Annotated in this window: 19 protein-coding genes; 11 read left to right on the top strand and 8 right to left on the bottom strand. The window is 57.0% G+C overall.

Translation table 11 applies throughout. From position 1 onward, the window contains the following. Nucleotides 1-12: 12 nt before the first annotated feature. On the bottom strand, nt 13-2,214 hold the full coding sequence (locus U8U68_RS04015) for a RelA/SpoT family protein (protein ID WP_322199556.1): 2,202 nt from the start codon (nt 2,212-2,214) through the stop codon (nt 13-15). Between the two features lie 58 nt (nt 2,215-2,272). Continuing rightward, nucleotides 2,273-4,312, bottom strand: coding sequence for a single-stranded-DNA-specific exonuclease RecJ (gene recJ / locus U8U68_RS04010; protein ID WP_322199555.1), 2,040 nt, complete (start codon nt 4,310-4,312; stop codon nt 2,273-2,275). Nucleotides 4,313-4,527: 215 nt separating this feature from the next. Between recJ and U8U68_RS04005 the strand changes: the two genes are divergently transcribed. Beyond that, complete coding sequence (locus U8U68_RS04005; protein ID WP_322199554.1) at nt 4,528-5,349, top strand: purine-nucleoside phosphorylase; 822 nt, start codon at nt 4,528-4,530, stop codon at nt 5,347-5,349. A 110-nt stretch (nt 5,350-5,459) separates the two neighbouring features. Here U8U68_RS04005 and U8U68_RS04000 read toward each other — a convergent pair whose 3' ends face one another. The 3 genes from U8U68_RS04000 to U8U68_RS03990 form a co-directional block, all read right to left on the bottom strand. Further along, nucleotides 5,460-6,638, bottom strand: coding sequence for a hypothetical protein (locus tag U8U68_RS04000; RefSeq protein ID WP_322199553.1), 1,179 nt, complete (start codon nt 6,636-6,638; stop codon nt 5,460-5,462). A gap of 213 nt (nt 6,639-6,851) precedes the next feature. Further along, nucleotides 6,852-7,481, bottom strand: coding sequence for a flavin reductase family protein (locus U8U68_RS03995; RefSeq protein WP_322199552.1), 630 nt, complete (start codon nt 7,479-7,481; stop codon nt 6,852-6,854). Next, the gene (locus U8U68_RS03990; protein WP_322199551.1) at nt 7,450-7,956 is read right to left on the bottom strand and encodes a MarR family winged helix-turn-helix transcriptional regulator; all 507 of its coding nucleotides are present in this window, start codon (nt 7,954-7,956) and stop codon (nt 7,450-7,452) included. Before U8U68_RS03990 ends, U8U68_RS03995 begins: the two co-directional genes overlap by 32 nt. A gap of 171 nt (nt 7,957-8,127) precedes the next feature. Between U8U68_RS03990 and U8U68_RS03985 the strand changes: the two genes are divergently transcribed. Continuing rightward, nucleotides 8,128-8,943 (top strand): hypothetical protein, encoded by an 816-nt coding sequence (locus tag U8U68_RS03985; RefSeq protein WP_322199550.1) that lies wholly within the window; start codon nt 8,128-8,130, stop codon nt 8,941-8,943. Nucleotides 8,944-9,001: 58 nt separating this feature from the next. Here U8U68_RS03985 and U8U68_RS03980 read toward each other — a convergent pair whose 3' ends face one another. From U8U68_RS03980 to fba, 3 genes are all read right to left on the bottom strand, one after another. Next, nucleotides 9,002-11,569, bottom strand: a complete 2,568-nt coding sequence (locus U8U68_RS03980; protein WP_322199549.1) for a heavy metal translocating P-type ATPase — start codon at nt 11,567-11,569, stop codon at nt 9,002-9,004. A 233-nt stretch (nt 11,570-11,802) separates the two neighbouring features. Then, nucleotides 11,803-12,099, bottom strand: a complete 297-nt coding sequence (locus U8U68_RS03975; RefSeq protein WP_322199548.1) for a metal-sensing transcriptional repressor — start codon at nt 12,097-12,099, stop codon at nt 11,803-11,805. A 218-nt stretch (nt 12,100-12,317) separates the two neighbouring features. Then, nucleotides 12,318-13,181, bottom strand: a complete 864-nt coding sequence (gene fba / locus U8U68_RS03970; RefSeq protein ID WP_322199547.1) for a class II fructose-1,6-bisphosphate aldolase — start codon at nt 13,179-13,181, stop codon at nt 12,318-12,320. Nucleotides 13,182-13,435: 254 nt separating this feature from the next. Between fba and pyrH the strand changes: the two genes are divergently transcribed. From pyrH to U8U68_RS03925, 9 genes are all read left to right on the top strand, one after another. Next, nucleotides 13,436-14,140 (top strand): UMP kinase, encoded by a 705-nt coding sequence (pyrH, locus tag U8U68_RS03965; RefSeq protein WP_322199640.1) that lies wholly within the window; start codon nt 13,436-13,438, stop codon nt 14,138-14,140. Between the two features lie 297 nt (nt 14,141-14,437). Continuing rightward, nucleotides 14,438-14,992: a ribosome recycling factor gene (gene frr, locus U8U68_RS03960; RefSeq protein ID WP_322199639.1), complete on the top strand. Its 555-nt coding sequence runs from the start codon at nt 14,438-14,440 to the stop codon at nt 14,990-14,992. 19 nt (nt 14,993-15,011) lie between these two features. Further along, nucleotides 15,012-15,725 (top strand): undecaprenyl pyrophosphate synthase, encoded by a 714-nt coding sequence (gene uppS / locus U8U68_RS03955; RefSeq protein ID WP_322199546.1) that lies wholly within the window; start codon nt 15,012-15,014, stop codon nt 15,723-15,725. Between the two features lie 159 nt (nt 15,726-15,884). Then, the gene (locus U8U68_RS03950) at nt 15,885-16,706 is read left to right on the top strand and encodes a phosphatidate cytidylyltransferase (RefSeq protein ID WP_322199545.1); all 822 of its coding nucleotides are present in this window, start codon (nt 15,885-15,887) and stop codon (nt 16,704-16,706) included. 80 nt (nt 16,707-16,786) lie between these two features. Then, the gene (locus tag U8U68_RS03945) at nt 16,787-17,932 is read left to right on the top strand and encodes a 1-deoxy-D-xylulose-5-phosphate reductoisomerase (RefSeq protein WP_322199544.1); all 1,146 of its coding nucleotides are present in this window, start codon (nt 16,787-16,789) and stop codon (nt 17,930-17,932) included. An 80-nt stretch (nt 17,933-18,012) separates the two neighbouring features. Continuing rightward, nucleotides 18,013-19,080, top strand: coding sequence for a M50 family metallopeptidase (locus tag U8U68_RS03940; protein ID WP_322199543.1), 1,068 nt, complete (start codon nt 18,013-18,015; stop codon nt 19,078-19,080). 352 nt (nt 19,081-19,432) lie between these two features. Beyond that, complete coding sequence (ispG, locus tag U8U68_RS03935) at nt 19,433-20,488, top strand: flavodoxin-dependent (E)-4-hydroxy-3-methylbut-2-enyl-diphosphate synthase (protein ID WP_322199542.1); 1,056 nt, start codon at nt 19,433-19,435, stop codon at nt 20,486-20,488. Between the two features lie 20 nt (nt 20,489-20,508). After that, nucleotides 20,509-21,315: an alpha/beta fold hydrolase gene (locus U8U68_RS03930; protein ID WP_322199541.1), complete on the top strand. Its 807-nt coding sequence runs from the start codon at nt 20,509-20,511 to the stop codon at nt 21,313-21,315. Next, nucleotides 21,316-21,930 (top strand): histidine phosphatase family protein, encoded by a 615-nt coding sequence (locus U8U68_RS03925; RefSeq protein WP_322199540.1) that lies wholly within the window; start codon nt 21,316-21,318, stop codon nt 21,928-21,930. Nucleotides 21,931-21,967: the final 37 nt, after the last annotated feature.

Raw genomic sequence — 21,967 nt, 5'->3', positions numbered from 1 at the left:
AAATTTAGAAAGTTAAGTCCTGTCAATAGAGAAAACGCCCCGGACACGAGAGATTTTCTCAATAATATTATGAAGCTGCGGAAGCCCGCTGATGGAAATGGTAGCGGAAATCACCGCGTTTACGCCGCCCTTTTCCTGCCGGCAGTTTAGAGAATGGATGAAAATATTCATGCTTGAAAGCTGCTGGGTTACGTCGGCCAGCAACCCGGCCCGGTCCAAAGCAACAATATGCAGGGTCGATTTGAAGTCATCCTTCACCTCTCCCTCCCAGTGGGCGCTCACCCACCGGTCCGGTTCCGGGCAGTCGGTCAGGTCCTGGGGCACGTTGCGGCAGCATCTTTTGTGAATGGATACGCCAAAGCCGCGGGTGATGAAGCCCACGATCTCGTCCCCGGGCAGAGGATTGCAACACCGGGAAAGCTTGATAAGGCAGTTGTCCTGTCCTTCTACCAGCACACCGCTGGCTATTTTTTGCGGACGGGAGGGGGTGGGTTGGGGTGGAATATTTTGTGGATCAGAAGATCCTTTTGTCATTTTCTGGTATTCTTCCCGGACGCGGGGCATTACCTTCCAAAGCTGTATCCCGCCGTAGCCAATGGCCGCATACAGGTCGTCGGCGGTACTGCAATTGTGTCGTTTGCCCACGCTCTCTACCATGTAATGCATCAGCTCTGGTGTCATGGCCACGCCGCTGCGGCGCAGCTCTCGTTCCAGCTCACTGCGGCCTTCCACAATGTTTTCTTCCCGCCGCTCCTTTTTAAACCAGGCTCGAATCTTGCTTCTGGCCTCGCTGGTGCGCACCATGGTCAGCCAGTCCCGGTTGGGGCCACGGCCCACCTCTTTGCTAGTGAGTATTTCGATAATCTCGCCGGTTTTCACCTTGTAATCTAAGGGGACAATTTTTTTATCCACCTTGGCGCCTACCATTCGGTTGCCCACCGCGCTGTGGATTGCATAGGCAAAATCGATGACGCTAGACCCTTGTGGCAAATTGACCACATCCCCTTTGGGTGTAAAGACGAAAACCTCCTCTGGGATCAGATCGCTTTTGATGGAATGTACCAAGTCGGTAACATCCTCTGTGTCCGCCTGATTTTCCAGCATTTGCCGGATCCAGGCCAGCCGGTCATCCAAGGAACGGTTGTCGGCCTGCCGGGCAGACATGCCCAGCTTATACTTCCAGTGAGCGGCAATACCGTACTCGGCGGTTTGGTGCATCTCCCAAGTGCGAATCTGCACCTCAAAAGGCACCCCAGCCTTTGTAATCACTGTGGAGTGCAGGGACTGATACATATTAGGCTTGGGGGTTGAGATATAATCTTTAAAACGGTTGGGCAAAGGTTGAAACATATCGTGGATAATGCCCAAAACATTATAACAATCTTCAATGCTATCCACAATGACGCGAATAGCAAAGATGTCATAAATTTCCTCAAAATCTTTACCCTGTATAAACATTTTTCTGTAAATACTGTAAATGCTCTTGACACGGCCCTCAATAAATACACCGGGAATTGCGGGGCGAATCCGAGTTTTGATCTGCTCTCGCAGCTGGTCGATGAACTGGTTTCGAGTGTCGCTTCGCTGGGTCAGCAGGTCGTCGATTTCCTGGTAGGCGGCGGGGTCCAGGTATTTTAGGGAAACGTCCTCCATGCTTTCCTTGACGGTGCGGATGCCCAGACGATGCGCAATGGGTGCATAAACTTCCAGGCATTCTCGGGCTTTATCCCGCTGTTTTTGGGGAGAAACAAATTCCAAAGTGGAAAGATTATGCATCCGGTCCGCAAACTTAATAATGATGACCCGAATATCTTGGGCCATGGCCATCAGCATTTTACGCAGATTTTCCGCTTGCTCTTCCTCTCGGGATGAGAAGGGGATTTTGTCAAGTTTGGTCACGCCGTCAATGAGCAGAGCCACATCCTGGCCAAACATCTGGGAGATCTCTTCCAGGGTGCACTCCGTGTCCTCCACCACGTCGTGAAGCAGGCCGGACACAACAGATTGTGTATCCATGCCTAAATCCACCAAAATAGAGGCAACAGATAGAGGGTGAATAATATATGGTTCTCCCGAGCGGCGCTTCTGGTCCCGATGCATCCGGTCAGCCAGCCGGTAGGCCTGGCCAATGAGGACCCGGTCATAGTCCTTTCCGCTTTCCTGCACGATACTTTGTAGCTCTTCATAGCTGCTGATCTGCCGAACGACTGGCATAAAATCGCCCCCTTGATAAGGAAATAAATGGGATGATGTACAAAAACTTTTTTGTCGATTATACCGGCTCCGCATTCTCTTTGTCGCCTAACTGTAGCAGCGGAGAGGACATAATATCCACCTTTTCATTGGTCTTAAAAAGTTCGGCACGCAGCCGGTTGCGGTCGAATTGAAATATAGCCAAACCGCGCTCTTGAAAAATGTCTAGAGAAAGCAGCAGCTTTCCTAAAAGAATCTGCTGGGAAAGCAGCTCATATAGTAGGGTCTCTATATCTACCCACAATAAATGGTGCCTTTTTAGACATTTATAAATGGCTACCAGTTCCTCGCGGCTGGGGGGCAGCTCTTGGGCGGCAGGTGGGTTTTCTCCGCGCTGGACAGCTTCATAGGCCTGGCAGCTGTCCATATTTGCTCTGGCGTCTAGGCCGGAGCGCCGAATATCCCGTAAAATTAGGCTAAGCTGTTCCACTCCCCGGTAGGTATTCAGGTCCATATTTAGGGCCAGGTCGACAACAGCCCCTACTGGATACGAAAAATCTTTGGGCGCTACACCGAAGCGCAGGCATTGAAACGTGCAGCCGTCTTTGGCACAGACCAGCTTTGTGTGGCTGTGGCCAGCCCCCAACGGAAGGAGTTCTTGAATGGTTACGCCAAAAACACCGAAAACCGGCTGGGCGTTTCCGCAGCCAAAGGGCTCTAAAGGCCGCAGAGCCTGGGCATTCTCCAGGGTCAATTGGTGAGGCTCCAGGCAGCAGTCCAGACTTAGCTTAGGCAAAGGCATGGACTGGGCGTGGCTTTGGGCATACTGGTTTACCATTTCCCGGAACTTGGCCACATGTTCCTGGGGCATGGTCACCCCGCCGGCCATGGGGTGGCCGCCGTATTGGGTAAGCAGCGGGGCGCAAAACTGTATGGCGTCAAACAAAGAAAAGCCTTCTATGCTGCGCCCGCTGCCCCGGGCCACCCCGTTGTTTACAGAGAGTACAAAGCAGGGCTTGCCGTAGTACTCGGCAATACGGGCCGCCACAATGCCCACCACCCCGTGGTGCCAGCCCCGGCCAGCGGCCACAATGATTCTGGCATGGCGGACCTGGGGTGTTTTCTCTATCCACCGCACCACCTGGCTAATGATCTGCTGCTCTACGTCCTTCCGGCGGGCGTTGTCATTTTGCAGCTCCGCAGCTAAAGCCTCGGCCGCGGCTTTGTCCTGGCAGGTAAGCAGACGGACGGCCCGGCTGGCAGATCCCATGCGGCCGGTAGCGTTGATACAGGGCACCAGGGAAAAGGCCAGGCCGGTAGAGCTCATTTCTCCTTTGGTCAGGCGGAGCAAAGCCTCCAGCCCGGGGCTGTGGCCAGCGCCATGGTTCTCCATGGTGAGAAGTCCCAGACGCACAATAGACCGGTTTTCTCCAAAAAGAGGCACTACGTCGGCAATGGTTCCAATGGCCGCCAGGCCGGAATATTTTTCCATGGCGTCCAGTTCGGTCCCCTGAGAAAGAGCCGTTACCAGCATAAAGGCCAGCCCGGCTCCAGAGAGTTCGCGAAAGGGGGAGTCATCCCCGGGCTGGTGGGGGTCCACCAGAGCGCAGGCTTTGGGTAAGCGTTGGTGGGGTAGGTGGTGGTCTGTAACCACCACATCCAGGCCCAGCTCGTTGGCGTAATCAATTTCTTCCACAGCGGAAATGCCGTTGTCCACTGTAATAATCAACTCTACGCCCTCTCGAAACAGGGTGAGAATGGCGTCTTTGTTCAGCCCATAGCCGTCGTCCCGAGGAGGGATATAAAAGCTAACCCGCCCACCCACGGACTTTAAATAGGTATAGAGAATGGCGGTGGCGGTTACACCGTCCGCGTCATAATCGCCATACACCGCAATATTTTCATAATTTTTCAGGGCTTCCTGAACGCGGTTTACTGCCCCTGCCATGCCCTTAATGGTAAAAGGGTCGGAAAGAGATTGAGGACTTAGCAGCTGCCGGACCTTTTCCGGGGTATCAAACCCACGCAGCTCCAGCAGCTGGGCCAGTAGAGGGGAGAGGCCCGGTGGGGCGGCAAAACTGCCGGAAGCTTCCGAAACGGCCCATTCGCGAATAAACAAAGCGTACCTCCGCACAAAATGTATATATAAATATACTATACCACAATTTATCGTGGTTTGCAATAGCTAATAATAAATATTATTATATCGATACAGGCCATTGCCCGTACCCTGGGGTGCTGGCCGCTGGATTGCCTCTCAAAGTCCAGGCATTGACAAGCATTGGGGAAAACTGTATGATAATACTATAAACCTTAGAGAAGAGAGGTGTTTTTATGCCTGATGTTTATAGCCGCGTCCAATCCTGCGTTCAGGACATCCGCAGGGTCACCCGTTTTGTGCCCCAAACAGCCCTGGTGTTGGGGTCGGGCCTAGGGGGGTTTGTGGAGGAGATGGACGTAATGGCACAGGTGGACTACGCCCAGCTGGCGGGGTTTCCGGTGTCCACCGTGCCGGGCCACCAGGGGCGTTTTGTGTTCGGCACGGTAGAGGGGCGGCCTGCGGCGGTGATGCAGGGCCGGGTCCACTACTATGAAGGATACTCCATGGAGGATGTGGTGTTGCCCATACGGGTGCTGGCTGCCCTGGGGGCAAAGGAACTGCTGCTTACCAATGCCGCTGGGGGCATTACCCCAGAACCCGGAGACCTCATGCTGATTACTGGCCAAATCGCCAGCTTTGTGCCCTCGCCCCTCATTGGCCCCAACGAGGACCGTCTGGGCCCCCGCTTTCCGGATATGAGCGGGGTATATTCTCCCGTCCTGTGCCAGCGGGCCCGAGATGCCGCCGCGGGGCTGGGGTTTGAGTTGAAGGAGGGGGTCTACCTGCAAACCACGGGCCCCAACTACGAGACCCCGGAAGAGGTCCGCATGTTCCGGCTGCTGGGTGCGGACGCGGTGGGCATGAGCACAGCCTGCGAGGCCATGGCCGCCCGCCACGCGGGGCTGGCGGTGTGCGGAATCAGCTGTATTACCAACAAGGCGGCGGGCCTGGGCGGCCGGCCCCTGGACCACCAAGAGGTGCAGGAGACCGCCGCCCAGGTGGGGGAGCGCTTCCGGCGGCTGGTGTGGGAATATTTACGGCAGGGGGAGGCTTAAAGGGGCGCACTGCCCAATAGAGATAGGAAACAGCCCGGCGGGGGAAAGGCCCCGCTGGGCTGTTGATGTACTTGGGTGGATTCATAACATGTAGTTACTGGGCTAATGATTTAACCAAGCGGAACGTTTTTTCCATCTAGACGGATTCTGGCGGAAGCGTTTGAAATATTATATACGCTTGTACGGAAACCGCACCAAGTAACCGTGTTACCATTGACCGTATAATGGTATCTTTCACCGGCTCTTGCATTTTTGTGCCAGGCCAATGATTTGGGAGTTGGACCCGATAGATCTGTTAAACCTAAATTAATAGTGGTGCAGTTCTGCAAGCTTAAAACAGTTTCGTAAAACTCGCCAGTGACCCCTCTGATAGTTCCTGTAGTATAGAAATATCCGGAGATTACGCCCTCCTCATATTTGGGCACAGAAACTGTACCGTTAAACCGGGTGGTAAAGGTATCGCTAGATGTGGGAATGGCGGTTTCACCTATATCCACATCTGGTTCTGTAGGTACATCCCAATCGGGGAAAAGCTCACTAAACTTCGGCACCTCTTGATAGGTTTTTGACTCCTCATTCACGTTAACGGCATACACGCCGCCCTGGTCATCATACCATCCTTCCGCGCTGAAAATAACCTCATTCCGCGCGGCCAGAATCTTTTCCTGCTGGGCAGGGGTAGCCTTTTCAAAGTCCGCATAGGCCAAGGCCCGGGTCTTGGGGGCTACATCGATGCTGGCCAAAGAGGATTGCTTGGTTATGGGCGCGACCTTAGTGTAGCCCTGCTCGGCTAGGTCCTTCTCCAGCGTAGCCTTCAATTCCTCTTGGCTGGTCTTTACGGGCTCGGTCGCCTCCTCGGTGGGCACGTCCCAGCCGGGGAACAGCTCGCTAAACCGGGGGCTGGATTTCCAGGTCTTGCTTTTGGGGTCAATTTTTGCGGAATACACCCCGCCCATATCGTCGTACCAGCTGTCAACCTGGAAGATGATCTTGCGGCGGGCGGCCAGAATCTTCTCCTTTTGGGCCGGGCTGGCGTTTTCCAGGTCGGAATAGGCCAAGGCGCTGACCTTGGGGTCGATTTTGGCTTTTTTCAGTACCTCGGCGGCAGTGGTCTTAATCTCGGTGTAGCCGGCGGCTTCCATTTCTTCCCGCAGGGCCTGCTCCGCCTTAGCGATAAAATCCTCATAATAGCGCCGTTTTTCCGCTGCGTCGTCAGTTTTTGCGAAAGCAACACTGGGCACGGCGGCAATGAGCAGCACGGCCAAGAGCATAGAAACAAAACGCTTCATGATTGTAACCTCCTAATTACTTTGTACTTCATGGGCATGCTGTGAATCCACCCTGAGTACAAATTTATTATATACCATTTATTGGTAAAAATCAACAAAAGAATTATTTTTCTTATAATGAATCAAAAGCAAGCTAAAATAAGGATGTAATGCAATATATAAACAAACGTCCCCGGCAGGAGGAAAATCCCGCCGGGGGCGTTTGGTTTTACTCTATTTTTTCTGATACGGGCTTCCCAGCTGGCCCCAACCACCCAGGTCCTGGCCAAAGAGGTTCATATACCGCTCTTCTCCTGGGGCGACCACAGGCGCGGCCAGCCGCAGCCGGTCTATAAAGGGCAAGGCCTTGTCTGTCAGCCGCTGGTCTATTAGCACGTTGGCTATCTCGCACAAAAAAAGCGTGCTGTTTGCCTCTTGGCCATTGTCTCCCAGACGCCCTCTGGCCAGGGACTCTTCCTTTAGCACCCTTAACTCAAAGGATACGGGACTTTCCACAATAGTGGGTACTTTTAGCACCCGGCCGGGCTCCACGGTGGGCAGGTGTGTCATTTTTTCGGGCACATCCCGGCCGCTGGTGCAGCCGTAGTAATCGGCCAAGGGTAATAGGGGCTCTGTAACCAGGTTGGCGGAGAACACGCCGGTTTTGCGGATCAGGTCCTTGGTAGTTTTTTCTTCGCCAATGCAGGCCATTGTCCCCAGTTTGCCGTTGCCCTCTCCCAGCCAGCAGTAGCTAAACCAGCAGAACAGCCCAAAATGGGGCGTGCCGTTTTCTTCGTAGTTGCCATAGAGGAACAGGGCCTGGGGGCAGAAATCATTGCCCAGGGAGCCGTTTATTTTTGCCATGCGAATCACCTTTCATCTTTTGCTGCCGGAGCTCTGTTTCGCAGGTCTCCAGATTGGCCAAAACCTGGTCTAAGAGACCGTCCAGCAGGGCGGCGTCTTCTTGGGTCATGCCCTGGTAAAATAGCCGGTTCATCTCTTGAGAGAGCTGGTCATAGGTCTCTTGCAGCCCCCGGGCCCTGGGGGTTACAAAAACCAGTACCTGCCGCCGGTCGTTGGGGGAGGGGCGGCGGGTGATGAGCCCGGCGCTTTCCATATGTCCCAGCATGGTCGTTAAGGTGTTTTTTGCCAGCCCGGTTTTTTGCACCAGGGTAGAGATGGGCACAGCGTCCTGCTGCCAAAGTACATAGAGAATCGGCCCCTGGGGGCCGCTAAACTCGGACACGCCGCTCCGGGCTAAAAGCCGCTGAAAAACCCGGTCTTGTAGCCGCTTGACCTGCGAAATGAGAAACCCGGTTCTGGTTTCGATGAGGCTCACCTCCTAAACATAGTACCATATAGAACTAATATTGTCAAGAAAAACAATTCTCTGCCTTGAATATACCATGGGGGACAGGCGGTGTCAAGCGGCGGCTACGCACAAATCCCCCGCAGCCACATATTATAGCAATAAGAACCAGGGGAAATCACCCCAAAAGGAGGAGATACTATGCCGGATAACGAAAGCCTGCCCGAGTTCGAGAGCCGGGATTGCTTTAAAGAGGCTGTGTGTATTGAGGCTATGAGAATCTATGATTCCTGTAGTGCCAAGGACTGTCTCGAAGACCTTCGGGTCCTGTTTCCTGCGGCCCGCCAGCCCATGATCGACGCCGCAACCAATGTGCGCATCAAGGACGTTTCGGTGATTACGGTCTATACCGACCTACAGCCCATCCCGTTTAATAAGGGCTTTTATTCGGTAAACATGACATTTTTCTTTGACGTCACCGTAGAGCTCTTTGGGGGGCCGGCTGCCTGCCCGGCGCCGGTCAGCGGTGTGGCTGTGTTTAACAAAAAGGTGGTGCTATACGGCAGTGAGGGCAACGTGAAGATTTTTTCTTCTACCCAGTGCGCTGAGGAGCCCGAACCCATTGACGACGCCCGTTCCCTGCCCAAAGCCACGGTGCAGGTGGCCGAGCCGGTGGCCCTTTCGGCCAAACTGTGCGACTGCTCCTGCCGCAACGAGCCCTATTGCCGCATCCCCGAGAGTATTTGCCAGCGCTACGGGGGAGAATTTGATTCCGCGCCCCAGCGGAACAATGTGTACGTAACCATTGGCCTGTTCACCATTGTGCAGATCGTGCGCAGTGTGCAGATGCTGATTCCCGCCTACGACTTTTGTGTGCCAGAGAAAGAGTGTGTGACCACCACAGACAATCCCTGCGAGCTGTTCCGGCGCATCGATTTTCCCACCAGCGAGTTTTTCCCGCCTCGGGTGGGGGACGTGAACGAGGGCGGCTGTGGCGGCTGCCCAGGTGGGCGCTAAAAGAGGGATTCCATAAAATAGAACAGCCCCCGGGCGCTTTGCCTGGGGGCTGTTTGCTTTATTCTATGCCTAGTACTGTGTAGTCCTGGGCCTCCACGGCCTCTTTCAGGGCGCTGTCCTCCAGGCTGTCGTTCAGGGTTACCGCCGCGGTGCCGGTTTCGTGGCTGACCTGGGCGCTTTCCACCTGGGGCAGGGCCTCCAGGGCCTTCTTCACCCGGGCCTCACAGTGGCCGCACATCATACCTTCAATCTTCAGGGTCTTTGTCATTGTGTGATCCTCCTTTAAAATGATAGAATTTTCCTGGCTGTCTTTCTGGATGGAATGACCGGGGGCCTGGTCTATACTATTATAATGATAAGAGCGCTGGGCCCCTTTGTGGTCTCGCCGCCCGTCGTACAGCTTAAACCAGTTCAGCCGCAGGGCGTTGCTTACCACGCAGAAGCTGGAAAGGCTCATGGCCGCCGCTCCAAACATGGGGTTTAGAGTTAGGCCAAAGGGGATGAACAGCCCCATTGCCAGGGGAATGCCCACGGTGTTGTAAAAAAAGGCCCAGAACAGGTTTTGGTGGATGTTCCGCAGAGCGGCCCGGCTCAGGCGGATGGCGGCGGGAACGTCCAGCAGGCGGCTCTTCATCAGAACCACATCTGCCGCGTCTATGGCCACGTCCGTGCCCGCGCCAATGGCGATGCCCAGGTCTGCCCGGGTCAGGGCCGGGGCGTCGTTGATCCCATCTCCCACCATGGCCACCTTGCCCTGTTCCTTCAGTCCGCGGACTACGGCCTCTTTGCCGTCGGGCAGTACTCCGGCAATGACCTGGTCCACCCCTGCCTGCTTACCAATGGCCTGGGCGGTACGGACATTGTCCCCGGTAAGCATGACCACCCGCATCCCCATGGCTTGCAGCTGGCGAATGGCCTCTGGGCTGTCCTCCTTTATAGGATCTGCCACAGCGATAAGCCCCAAAGCCCGCCCAGCGGCGGCAAAGAACATGGGGGTTTTCCCTTCTGCCGAAAGGGCCTGGGCCTGGGGGGCCAGACCGCTTAGGTCCACGCCGGCCTCCTCCATCATGGCTTGGTTGCCCCCCAAAAAGACCTGGCCGCCCATCTCTCCTTGCACACCCCGACCGTGCACTGCCTGGAACGCTGCCGCCTGGGTCACGGGCAGCTGCCGCCTTTTGGCCTCTTCCACAATGGCGGAGGCCAGGGGGTGTTCAGAGGGCTCCTCCAGGCTGGCGGCGGCGCACAGCAGGGCCTCTTCCTCCATGCCGGGAACGGGTACAATATCTGTTACGGCAGGCCGGCCGCTGGTAATGGTGCCGGTTTTATCTAGCACCACAATTTGTGTGCGCCCAGCGGCTTCCAGGGAAACAGCAGTTTTGAAGAGAATGCCGTTTTTAGCCCCCAGACCGCTGCCCACCATAATAGCCACCGGTGTGGCCAGGCCCAGGGCGCAGGGGCAGCTGATCACCAAAACCGAGATGCCCCTAGCTAGGGCAAAACCTACCCCTTGGCCCAAAAACAGCCACACCAGAGTGGTAACGGCCGCTACGGCGATCACCGCGGGCACGAACACGCCAGAGACCTTATCAGCCACCTTTGCAATAGGGGCCTTGGTGGCTGCCGCGTCGCTGACCATCTGGATAATCTGGGACAGGGTGGTGTCCTGGCCCACCCGGCTGGCCCGGCAGCGCAGGTAGCCGGAGCGATTGATGGTAGCGGCGGAGACAGGGTCGCCAGGGGCTTTGTCCACAGGCAGGCTCTCCCCGGTTAGGGCGGATTCGTCCAGGGCGCTGGTTCCCTCCAGTACCACGCCGTCCACAGGCACACTTTCTCCAGGGCGTACCGCAAAGATGTCCCCGGCCTGCACCTGCTCCACGGGCACCTGGCCCTCGCTGCCGTCCTCTCGTACCAAAGAGGCGGTTTTGGGGGCCAGGCTCATCAGGCTCTTCAGGGCGTCGGTGGTGCGGCCTTTGCTTTTTGCCTCCAGCATTTTGCCCAGGGTGATCAGGGCCAAAATCATTCCGGCTGACTCAAAATACAGCTCCATCATCCAGTCCATGGCCTCCTGGCCCGTCTGGGCAAAGGTCATGGCAAAGAGGGCATAGGTGCTGTAGATAAAAGCCGCCGCCGCGCCCATGGCCACCAGGGTGTCCATGTTGGGGGATCGATGCCAGAGGCTTTTGAAGCCGCTAATAAAAAACCGCTGGTTGATTACCATAATCATGCCTGTCAGCAAAAGCTGAATGAGCCCCAAGGCCACGTGGTTGTGGGAAAGGGCGGGGGGCAGGGGCCATCCCCACATCATGTGGCCCATGGAAAAGTACATGAGTACTAGAAGGAAACCCAGAGACCACAGCAGGCGCTTTTTCAGCCGGGGGGTCTCCTTATCCTCCAGGGACTCATTTTTTTGTTGAGGTTGGGCTGCGGCGCCCTTTTCCGCCGCACCGTAGCCAGCGGCTTCTACAGCGGCCACCACCTGGGCGGGGTCTGCGGCGCCCTCCACGCCCATAGAGTTGGTGAGGAGGCTGACGGAACAGCTGGAGACTCCGGGAACGCTAGAAACAGCCTTTTCTACCCGGGCACTGCACGCGGCGCAGGTCATGCCGGTAACGGAATATTGTTTCATGGAAACACCTCCAAAGAATTAAGGAAGAGCAAAAAACAGCAGATAGAAGGAGAGACAGGGGATGGTTCCCCTAGCGGTGTATGCCAGCGACCGAAGATCTTGCCCTAAAAGGGCTGCGTAATGTATAAGCGGAAGCTATAAGCCGCCTTAAAAGCAAGGGCCAAAAGGACACAAAGGCGTGCCCAAAACAAAGTACAGCGCTCTCCGGCCAGGAAGCTTTAAACAAGCAAATCCTATTTCAGCAGTTTTTGCAGGGCTGCGGCCAGCTCTTCCACCTTATCCTCGCTGCCCTGGCGCAGGTCGTCGGCCACGCAGGTGCACAGGTGCTGGGCCAGCAGTTCTCGGGAAAAAGCGTTTAGGGCTGCGTTGACCGCGGCCACTTGGGCTAGAATATCAATGCAATAGGCGTCCTTTTCCAGCATTCCCCGAATGCCCCGGACCTGGCCCTCAATACGGCTCAGCCGGTTGACCAGCCGCCGGTATTCTTCTGTAGAGCGCTCTTTCTTTTGGCAGTCGCATTCTTGGCACATAGGAGCCTCCCAATGGATGTGATTCCCTGCCGGTAAGGGAGACAAAAGGTCCCATAATACCCGGAGGGGGTATCTTGATTATATACCCGTGGGGGGTATTTGTCAAGGGGTTTTTTATTGCCGGAAAATTTTGTACCCTTACGTTTTGCCAGCTCCTATATAAAAACGCCGCTGGGTTGAAAAACCCGCGGCGCTTTGGGGGGACTTTATGAGATTTTTTAGGCTTTGCCTACAGAGCCGAATAGCTCCATCTTTTCCTTCACGGTAGCCTTGATGGCCTCAAAGCCTGGGGCCAGCAGCTTGCGGGGGTCAAAGCCCTTGCCCTGCCGGTCCTTGCCGGCCTCAATGTACTGGCGGGTGGCTGCGGCAAAGCTTAGCTGGCACTCGGTGTTTACGTTCACTTTGGAGACGCCCAGGCTGATGGCCTTTTTCACCATCTCCTCGGGAATGCCCGTGCCGCCGTGCAGCACCAGGGGCATGGTACCGGTTTTCTCCTGAATCTTCTCCAGCACCTCAAAGTTCAGGCCCTGCCAGTTTTCGGGGTAGACGCCATGGATGTTGCCAATGCCCGCGGCCAGCATGGTCACGCCCAGGTCGGCAATCATCTTGCACTCATCGGGGTCGGCCACTTCGCCGCCGCCCACAACGCCGTCCTCTTCGCCGCCAATGGCGCCCACCTCGGCCTCTACCGAAATGCCTTTTTCGCCGGCAATGCGGATGATCTCTTTGGTTTTCTCAATGTTCTCGTCAATGGCATAGTGGGAACCGTCGAACATGACGGAGGAAAAGCCGGCATCGATGGCTTTCATGGCCCCGTCATAGCTGCCGTGGTCCAGGTGCAGGGCCACGGGCACGGTGATGCCCAGGGTGTCGATCATGGCTTTTACCATAGCGGCCACGGTGTTGAAGCCGCACATATACTTGCCCGCGCCCTCGGACACGCCGAGGATGACAGGGGAGCTGTTCTCCTGGGCGGTCAGCAGAATGGCCTTTGTCCACTCCAGGTTGTTGATGTTGAACTGGCCCACAGCATATTTGCCGGCCTTAGCCTTTGTAAGCATTTCTTTTGCGGAAACTAACATTGACGATTCCCTCCGTTTTGAAATTTCCGGGCCCAGCAGCAGGGCGGCGGGCCGGTGTCTATTAACAATTATAGCGCAAGCCGGACGAAAAAGCAACCGGAATTTGGCAATATTTTAGGTGATGCGCCCGGCGGGCACGCAACGTGATTTATTTGGGCTTTACAAACCCATGATTTTCATGTACAATGAGCATGGAATTATATAGCAAAGCCCTCTGGCTCCCGGCTGGAGCGGCGGAACGGAGCGTGGTAACAATGTCGCTGAAATACAAACGTGTGCTGCTAAAGCTGAGCGGAGAGGCCCTGGCCGGACAGGCTGGGCACGGCATCGACTTTGACACCGTGGTGGAGATCTGCCGCCCAGTCCGGCAGATTGCGGAAATGGGCGCTCAGGTGGCCATTGTAGTGGGTGGGGGAAACTTCTGGCGGGGCCGCAGCAGCGGGAACATGGACCGCACCCGGGCCGACCACATTGGGATGCTGGCCACAGTGATGAATGCCCTGGGCGTGGCCGACGGCCTGGAGCAGCTGGGCCTGGATGTGCGGGTGCAGACCGCCATTGCTATGCAGGAGGTAGCCGAGCCCTATATCCGCAACCGGGCGGTGCGCCACTTGGAAAAGGGCCGGGTGGTGGTGTTCGGCTGCGGCACAGGCAACCCCTTCTTTTCTACGGATACGGGCGCTGCCCTGCGGGCGGCGGAGATTGACGCGGACGTGATCTTAAAGGCCACTATGGTAGATGGAGTGTACGACAGCGACCCCAAGAAGAACCCCCATGCAAAGCGCTACGACCAGTTAACCTTTATGGAGGTGCTGAACCGGAACCTGGCGGTAATGGACATGACGGCGGCTTCCTTCTGCAAGGACCGGGGCATTCCCTTTCTGGTGTTCAGCATGGCGGACCCCCAGAACATTGTGCGGGCAGTGAGCGGCGAGCCCGTGGGCACGCTGATTGTGTGACAAGAAGAGGACGAAAGCAGGGATGCGCTGCCCGGTGAAGGTGCGAAGCGGTGGCCAAAGCCAGCGCGGGGCCCCGCCCTTGGGCGGGGTGTCTGGCGGTGCCAAATATGGGACGGTGCCGGCGCGGCCAGTGCCGAACCAAGAGCAATGCCTTTCTTTCACCGGCGAAACACCGCCGGGACAGAGGCCTGCCGCCACCCAAGCCCCGGTAGGTCTCCAATAAAACAGTACGATATTACGATCAAAAAGAAACTATGATTTTCATCTATTTTAGAAAGGAATATTATCATGGCGGAAATGAAAGACGTCTTTCAAAAAGCAGAGTCCAAAATGAATAAGGCCATTGACCACCTGAAGGAAGAATATGCGGCCATTCGCGCCGGCCGGGCCAATCCCGCGGTGCTGGATAAAATTATGGTCAACTACTATGATACCCCCACGCCCATCAACCAGTTGGCAGCGGTCTCTGTTACCGAGGCTCGGGTGCTCACCATTCAGCCCTGGGACGCCTCTGTACTGCGGGGCATTGAAAAGGCCATCCAGACCTCGGATCTGGGGGTGAACCCCCAGAACGACGGAAAGATGATCCGCCTGGCTTTTCCGCCCCTGAACGAGGAGCGCCGCCGGGAGCTGGTGAAGGAGACCAGCAAGCTGGCGGAAGAGGCCAAGGTGGCGGTGCGGTCTATTCGCCGGGATGCCATTGAAAAGCTGAAGGACATGAAAAAAAAGAGCGAGATCACGGAGGACGACCTGAAGCAGGCGGAGAAAAAGACCCAGGACCTAACGGATAAGTTCGTGAAAAGTGTAGACGCCTGCGCGGCGGCCAAGGAGAAGGAGATCCTGGAAATTTAGGAGACGAGGTCTTGAAACCATGCCAGATAAAAAGCTAAGCCCCCCTGCCCATGTGGGCATCATCATGGACGGAAACGGCCGCTGGGCCAAAAAGCGCCTACAGCCCCGCACCATGGGCCACCGGGCCGGCGCCCAGAACTTCCGCACCATTACCCGGTATGCCGCAAAGATAGGGATACAATACCTGACCATTTACACCTTTTCCACAGAAAACTGGTCCCGCCCTGCCGAAGAGGTGGGGGCCCTAATGCGGCTTTTTAAGGAGTACCTGCAAGAGGCCCTGCGGGACTTTATGGAGGAAAATATTCGTGTCCGGTTCATCGGCGACAGAAGCGGCTTTTCCCAGGACCTACAAGCCTTGATGAAAGAGGTGGAAGAGGCCAGCGGCGTAAAGACCGGCATGGTGCTGAACCTGGCTATGAACTATGGGGGCCGGGCGGAAATTGTCCGGGCGGCCAGGGCCTTTGCCGAAAGGGTAAAGGCGGGAGAGGCCGCGCCGGAAGAGCTGACCGAGACGGCGTTTGAGCAGTACCTGTACACAGCGGAACAGCCCCCGGTGGACCTGATCATTCGTCCCAGCGGCGAGCAGCGCTTATCAAATTTTCTGTTGTGGCAGGGGGCCTATGCGGAGTTTGTATTCTTCGACATCCTCTGGCCGGATTTTCAGCCCCGGGATCTGGACCGGGCCGTGGAGATCTACTGCTCCCGGCAGAGAAGGTTTGGAAATGTGTAGCGGAAAGTTTTCTGCTCCGGCGTAAAAGCTTTTAAAGAGTCTTAAAGGGGTTTTTTCCAAGCGTTTCTTAAGAAGCCGCCGGAGGCCGCTCCCCATGAAACTAAAATGAAAAGCACAATTTTCGCTAGCTATGAGCTAGGAAAGGCGGGATTTACCATCATGAAACAGCGGGTTTTGTCAGGCGCTGTCCTGACCCTGTTTTTGGCAGCGGTCGTGGTGTTCAACCAGATTTTTCCTTTGGCGCTAAATATTGCCGTGGCCGTGATCTCTTTGGCCGCCGTATGGGAAGTGGGCAAGGCGCTGGGAATGGAGCGCAAGTGGTTTCTTTTCGCGCCGTCCATGTTGGCGGCCGCTGTGATGCCCTTTTGTGTGGATGAGATGCAGTTTTTTGTCTACTGTGCCTACACGCTGCTGGTGTTTTCCGCCATGATTCTCTACCACAGGGAAACCAGTTTTAAAGAGGTGGCGGTGCTATACAGCATGGTGGTGCTTATCCCGTGCGCCCTAAACACCCTGGTCTCTCTGAGAGAGCTGAACCGGGGGCATGGCATGTTTTATGTGCTCATCGCGGTGCTCTCTGCTTGGGTGGCGGACGTGGGGGCTTTTTTCGCGGGCACCCTGTTCGGCAGGCATAAGCTGTGCCCAGAGATTAGCCCCAAAAAGACAGTGGAGGGGGCCGTTGGCGGCGCGGTGGCCGACGTGGCCGTTATGCTGCTGTGCGGGGTGTGGTTTTCGGCGGTATTTTACCAGGGCCAGGTGGAAGTGAACTATTTAGCCCTGGGGCTCATCGGGCTGTTCGGCGCCCCCATTTCCATGCTGGGCGACCTAAGCTTTTCCCTGATCAAACGCAGCTGTCATATCAAGGACTTCGGTCAGGTGATCCCAGGTCACGGCGGTGTGCTGGACCGGTTCGACAGCGTCATATTTACCGCCCCGTTTGTGTATTTATTGGTAACGTTTCTGCCTCTGGCTGGGGCATAGGGAAGAGGCGGCCCCCAAAGGGGAATAAATCCGCCCTCTTCGCCTCATAATTTTAAAAAGGAAGGGGAGCGTTTTGCCCCATGAAAACCCTGTCTGTTTTGGGGGCCACCGGCTCCATCGGCACCCAGGCCTTAGAGGTGGTCCGGGCCCAGCCCAAAGAGTTTCAAGTGGCTGTGCTGGCCGCCCATTCCAATGGGGAGCTGCTGGAGCGCCAGGCCCGAGAGTTTCGGCCTCGGGCTGTCGCGCTGTTTGACCCAGCCGCTGCCCGGGACTTTCGCCTGCGCACCCGGGACCTGTCCCTCACGGTGCTGGAGGGCATGGAGGGCCTTTGTGAAGCCGCCGCCTGGCCAGGGGCGGATCTCACCCTGAACGCGGTGGTGGGTATGGTAGGCCTACAGCCCACCCTGGCGGCGGTCTCGGCCAAAAAGACCGTGGCCCTGGCCAATAAGGAGACCCTGGTGGCCGGGGGCGGGCTGGTGATGTCCGCGGCCCAAAAGGCAGGGGTGGCCATTCTGCCGGTGGACAGCGAGCATTCCGCTATTTTTCAGTGCCTGCAAGGCAGCGGGCCAGTAAAAAAAATTTTGCTAACCGCCTCGGGCGGGCCGTTTTTTGGGCAAAAACCAGAGCAACTGGCCGCGGTAACGCCCCAACAGGCCTTGGCCCACCCCAACTGGAATATGGGGGCCAAAGTAACCATTGACTCCGCCACGTTGATGAACAAAGGCCTGGAGGTGATCGAGGCCGCCTGGTTGTTTGGCGTACCCGCCAGCCGGATCCAGGTGGTGGTGCACCGGGAAAGTATCATCCACTCCATGGTGGAGTTTGTGGATCATTCCGTGATTGCCCAGTTGGGCGCGCCGGATATGCGACTGCCCATCCAGTACGCCCTTACCTACCCCCAACGGCTGCCCTGCCCGGCGGCGGAGCTGGACCTGTTCCACGTGGCGAAGCTAAGCTTTTACCAGCCGGACCTGACCGCTTTTCCCTGTCTGGCCATTGCTTTAGAGGCTTTAGAGCGGGGCGGGCTGGCTCCGGCGGCCATGAACGCGGCCAACGAGGTGGCGGTAGCTGCCTTTTTGCGGGGGGAGATGGGCTTTATGGACATTCCCCGGCTGGTGGGGGAGGCCACCCGGCGGCAGTCCAGCGCCCCAGCGGACAGCCTGGAGGCCATTTTGCGGGCAGAGGAGGAGGCCAAGGCTTTCGCGGCTGAATGGGTGGCAAGGTGAAAAAGGGGCCCGGTACCCCTGGACCGCGTCTGTTTCCATCATTTGGAGCTATATCTATATAATATGAAGGGGTGGAGAATTTGCATATCCTTACTGTGGCGCTGTTAATCATCATTGGGGTGCTGCTCTTCGGCTTTGTAATCTTTTTTCATGAGCTGGGCCATTTTCTGCTGGCCAAGGCCGGAGGTATTAAGGTAAATGAGTTTGCCCTGGGCATGGGGCCAAAGCTGCTATCCTTCCAAAGGGGCGAGACCACCTATGCTCTGCGGCTGCTGCCCATTGGCGGATACTGCGCCATGGAAGGCGAGGACGAAGAGAGCGGCGATAGCCGGGCCTTTGGCAATAAACCTGTGTGGAAGCGCTTCCTCACTGTGGCGGCGGGGGGCGTGTTTAATATTGTTTTGGGCTTTGTCCTTATGCTGGCGGTACTGGCTCCCGAAGAGGTTTTTGCCACCACCACTCTTTCGAAATTTACAAAGAATTCTCATATCCAGGCAGCGGGGGCCCAGGTGGGGGACCGGATTGTGGAGATAGATGGCTACGCGGTGTACACCAGCAGGGACCTTAGCTTTGCTATGGCTATGGCAGACCCCGAAGGGGTGAATATGGTGGTAGAGCGGGAGGGCCAGCGGGTGGACCTGGGCAGCTTCCCTATGGGCACCCAGACCCTGGAGGATGGGACCACCGCTGTAGCCCTGGAATTTTATGTGGAGCCAGAGCAGCGCAGCTTTTTGGGCCTGGTGCGCCGGGCCGGGGCGGACACCTTCTCTATGGCGCGCATGGTGGTGGAGAGCCTGAAGGGCCTGGTCACTGGGCGTTTTGGTTTAAACGAGGTCGCGGGGCCGGTGGGCACGGCCCAGGCTATTTCTCAGGCGGCGGGGGCTGGTCTTAGCCAGGGCTTTGGCCAGGCGGTAAGCAATATTGTGATGATGATCATTATGATCACGGTAAACCTGGGCATTGTAAATCTGCTTCCTCTGCCCGCTCTGGATGGCGGACGCCTGTTGTTTTTGATCTGGGAGGGAGTTACCCACAAGCCCGTGCCGGCCAAGTACGAGGGCTATGTGCACGCAGCGGGCTTTATTTTGCTGATTGGCCTGATGATTCTGATTACCGCCCATGACATTTTCCGTATCGTCACAGGGTGACGATTGGTCACAGGGTGACGATTTGTCACAGGGTGACGATTGGTCACAGAGGGGCGGAGAGGGCAAAAAAGACTTTGTCTGTGTAGATTGCCATCGGCTTCTCCTTATTACGGGCGGTCTATGTCAGATTCAGGCAAAGGGGCAGGCGGTTGTCTTGCCCCACATACCGGCTCTGTTGCCCCAAAGGAGCTGCTGCTGGTTTCGCGCCGCTTGGCAACTTCTTCCACTTCAAGAGGGAGATAGCCTCTTCGCTGCCTGTTGCCGGAAGGCCGATGGTTGTGAAGTAGTAGGAACAGAAATGTAAAGAGCAAAGCCTTGTCAAAAAGAGATACATAAAAAGGACGATCATCCCATGCAGAGAAAGAGAAGAATTTCAAAACAGGTCATTGCGGGTGGGGTCAAAATTGGCGGGGGTGCGGCTGTTACGGTGCAGTCCATGCTCAGCGCCCCGTCTACGGACATCCCCGCCAGTATAGCCCAGGCCGTGGCTTTAGAAAAGGCTGGATGTCAAATTCTGCGCATCGCCATCCCGGACATGGACGCGGTGAAAAATCTGATCCCCGCCATCAAGGGGGCGGTAACCATTCCCGTGGTGGCGGACATCCACTTTGACTATAAGCTGGCCCTGGAATCCGCCGCCGCCGGCATTGACAAAATCCGCATTAACCCTGGAAACATCGGTGGAGGCGACCGGGTCCGCGCGGTGGCAAAGGCCTGCGCCAGCCGGGGCGTCCCCATCCGGGTAGGGGTCAACGACGGCTCGCTGGAAAAGCATATTTTAGCCAAGTACGGCCACCCCACCCCCGCCGCCCTGTGCGAGAGCGCCCTGTACCACGCCTCGCTGCTGGAACAGTTCGACTTCGGGGACATTGTGCTGTCCATGAAGGCCTCTTCGGTGGAGAATACCATGGAGGCCTACCGGCTGGCCGCCGGGCAGTGCCAGTATCCCCTGCACCTGGGCATTACCCACGCGGGCACCGCCCGCATGGGTCTGGTGAAGTCCGCCATTGGCATCGGCGGTTTGCTGGAGCAGGGCATTGGCGATACGCTTCGAGTGTCTCTGGCAGCGGAGCCCACAGAAGAGATTGCCGCTGGGACGGACATTCTCCGGGCCCTGGGTCTGCGCCGGGGGCCCAGGCTGATTGCCTGCCCCACCTGCGGGCGTACCCGTATTCATTTGATTCCCCTGGCCAACCAAGTGGAAGCAGCCCTGGCTTCCTGCCAAAAGGACATTACCGTGGCAGTGATGGGCTGCGCGGTAAATGGCCCCGGAGAGGCCAAAGAGGCAGACATCGGTATTGCCGGGGGCAAGGGAGAAGGCCTTCTGTTTAAGAAGGGGCGAGTTTTGCGCAAGGTTCCCGAGGACCGGCTGCTGGATGAGCTGCTGGCGGAAATCGACAAACTATAGCAACTATGAGAGGAAAAAGTATGACAGAAAAAATGTACGCTACCCCTTCCGGAGAGATCCACTACTGGGTGAGCCCAGGACAGAAGGACAGGCCCTGGCTGGTTTTTTTGCCGGGGCTTACAGCGGACCACCGGCTGTTTGATAAGCAGATGGAGGGACTGGGCGGGCGCTTTGGCTGCCTGGTGTGGGACGCCCCCGCCCACGGGCATTCCCGGCCCTTCCGGCTGGATTTTTCTATGGACGATATGGCCCGGTACCTGGGGGAGATTTTAGACCGGGAGGGGATAGAGCGGCCTGTGCTGGCGGGGCAGTCTCTGGGCGGGTACGTCTCTCAGATGTTTATGGAGCTGTACCCGGGCCGGGCGGCGGGGTTTGTGTCCATCGACTCCTGTCCCCTAAAGCGGGAGTACTATACCGGCTGGGAGCTGGCCATGCTGAAACACACCTACTGGATGTACCGTCTGTTCCCCTGGAAGCTGCTGAAAATGGTAGGAGTCCAGGGCACGGCCCGGTCCCCCTATGGCCGGGAGGTGATGGGGGCCATGATGGAGAGCTTTTCCCCCAAGGAGTACTGCCTGCTGGCAGACCACGGCTTTCGGCTTTTGGCCCAGGCGGTGGAGGCGGACAGGCGGTACGAGCCCGGCTGCCCGGTGCTGCTGCTTTGCGGGGAAAAGGACGGGGCGGGCTCGGCCAAGCGCTATAACCGGGAGTGGGAAAAGCGGGAAAACCGCCGCCTGGTGTGGCTCAAGGGCGCGGGGCATAACTCCAATACGGACGTGCCAGAGGAAGTGAACCGGCTGCTGGAAGCGTTTGTGGAGGGGCTTTAGATGAAACAGATTATCACCATTCAGCACTGCCAGTCCCAGCATCATGTCAGCGGTATGATGGGCGGTTGGAACGACTGGGAGCTGACGGAATGGGGCCGGGAACAGGCCCGGCGCATTGGCGAAAGGCTGGGCAAAGAGCTGCGGGACACATCAGTGAAAATATTCTCCTCTGATTTGAAACGTGCTGTTCAGACGGCCGCTCCCTTGGCGAAGAAGCTGGGGGTTGTGGTGGAGTACCGCCAGGAACTGCGGGAGCGCTGCTGGGGGCCAGAATCTATAGGCAAAAGTAAGGCGTGGCAGCGGGAACACCAGCAAAACAGAGGCTGGCTGGTGGACCAGCGTCCCCTGCCCGGGGCGGAGTCCAAGCGGGAGATGTACCAGCGGCTAGAGTCAATGTGTGAGGAGGCCATAGTCTGCCCAGAGGACACAGTGGTACTGGTGTCCCACGGAGGGCTGCTCAGTGTGTGGAACATTCTGTGGCTGGGCCTGCCGCCGGAGGTTATGGACCACTGCGGCATTTTCGGAAAGCCAGGGGCCGTGGGGGGATTCGATGAGTTTGAGGGTTGGGAGCGGCGCGTTCTGCGCATCTGCGACCTGTCTTATTGCGGGGAATGAGGAACAGGGATATGGCAAATAGGTCCCTGCGCCCTTT

This window comes from Acutalibacter intestini, from assembly GCF_034334985.1.
GTDB classification, from domain to species: Bacteria; Bacillota; Clostridia; order Oscillospirales; family Acutalibacteraceae; genus Acutalibacter; species Acutalibacter intestini.
Note: the sequence above shows the minus strand (reverse complement) of the source record. Positions and strands in the feature narration are given on the sequence as shown.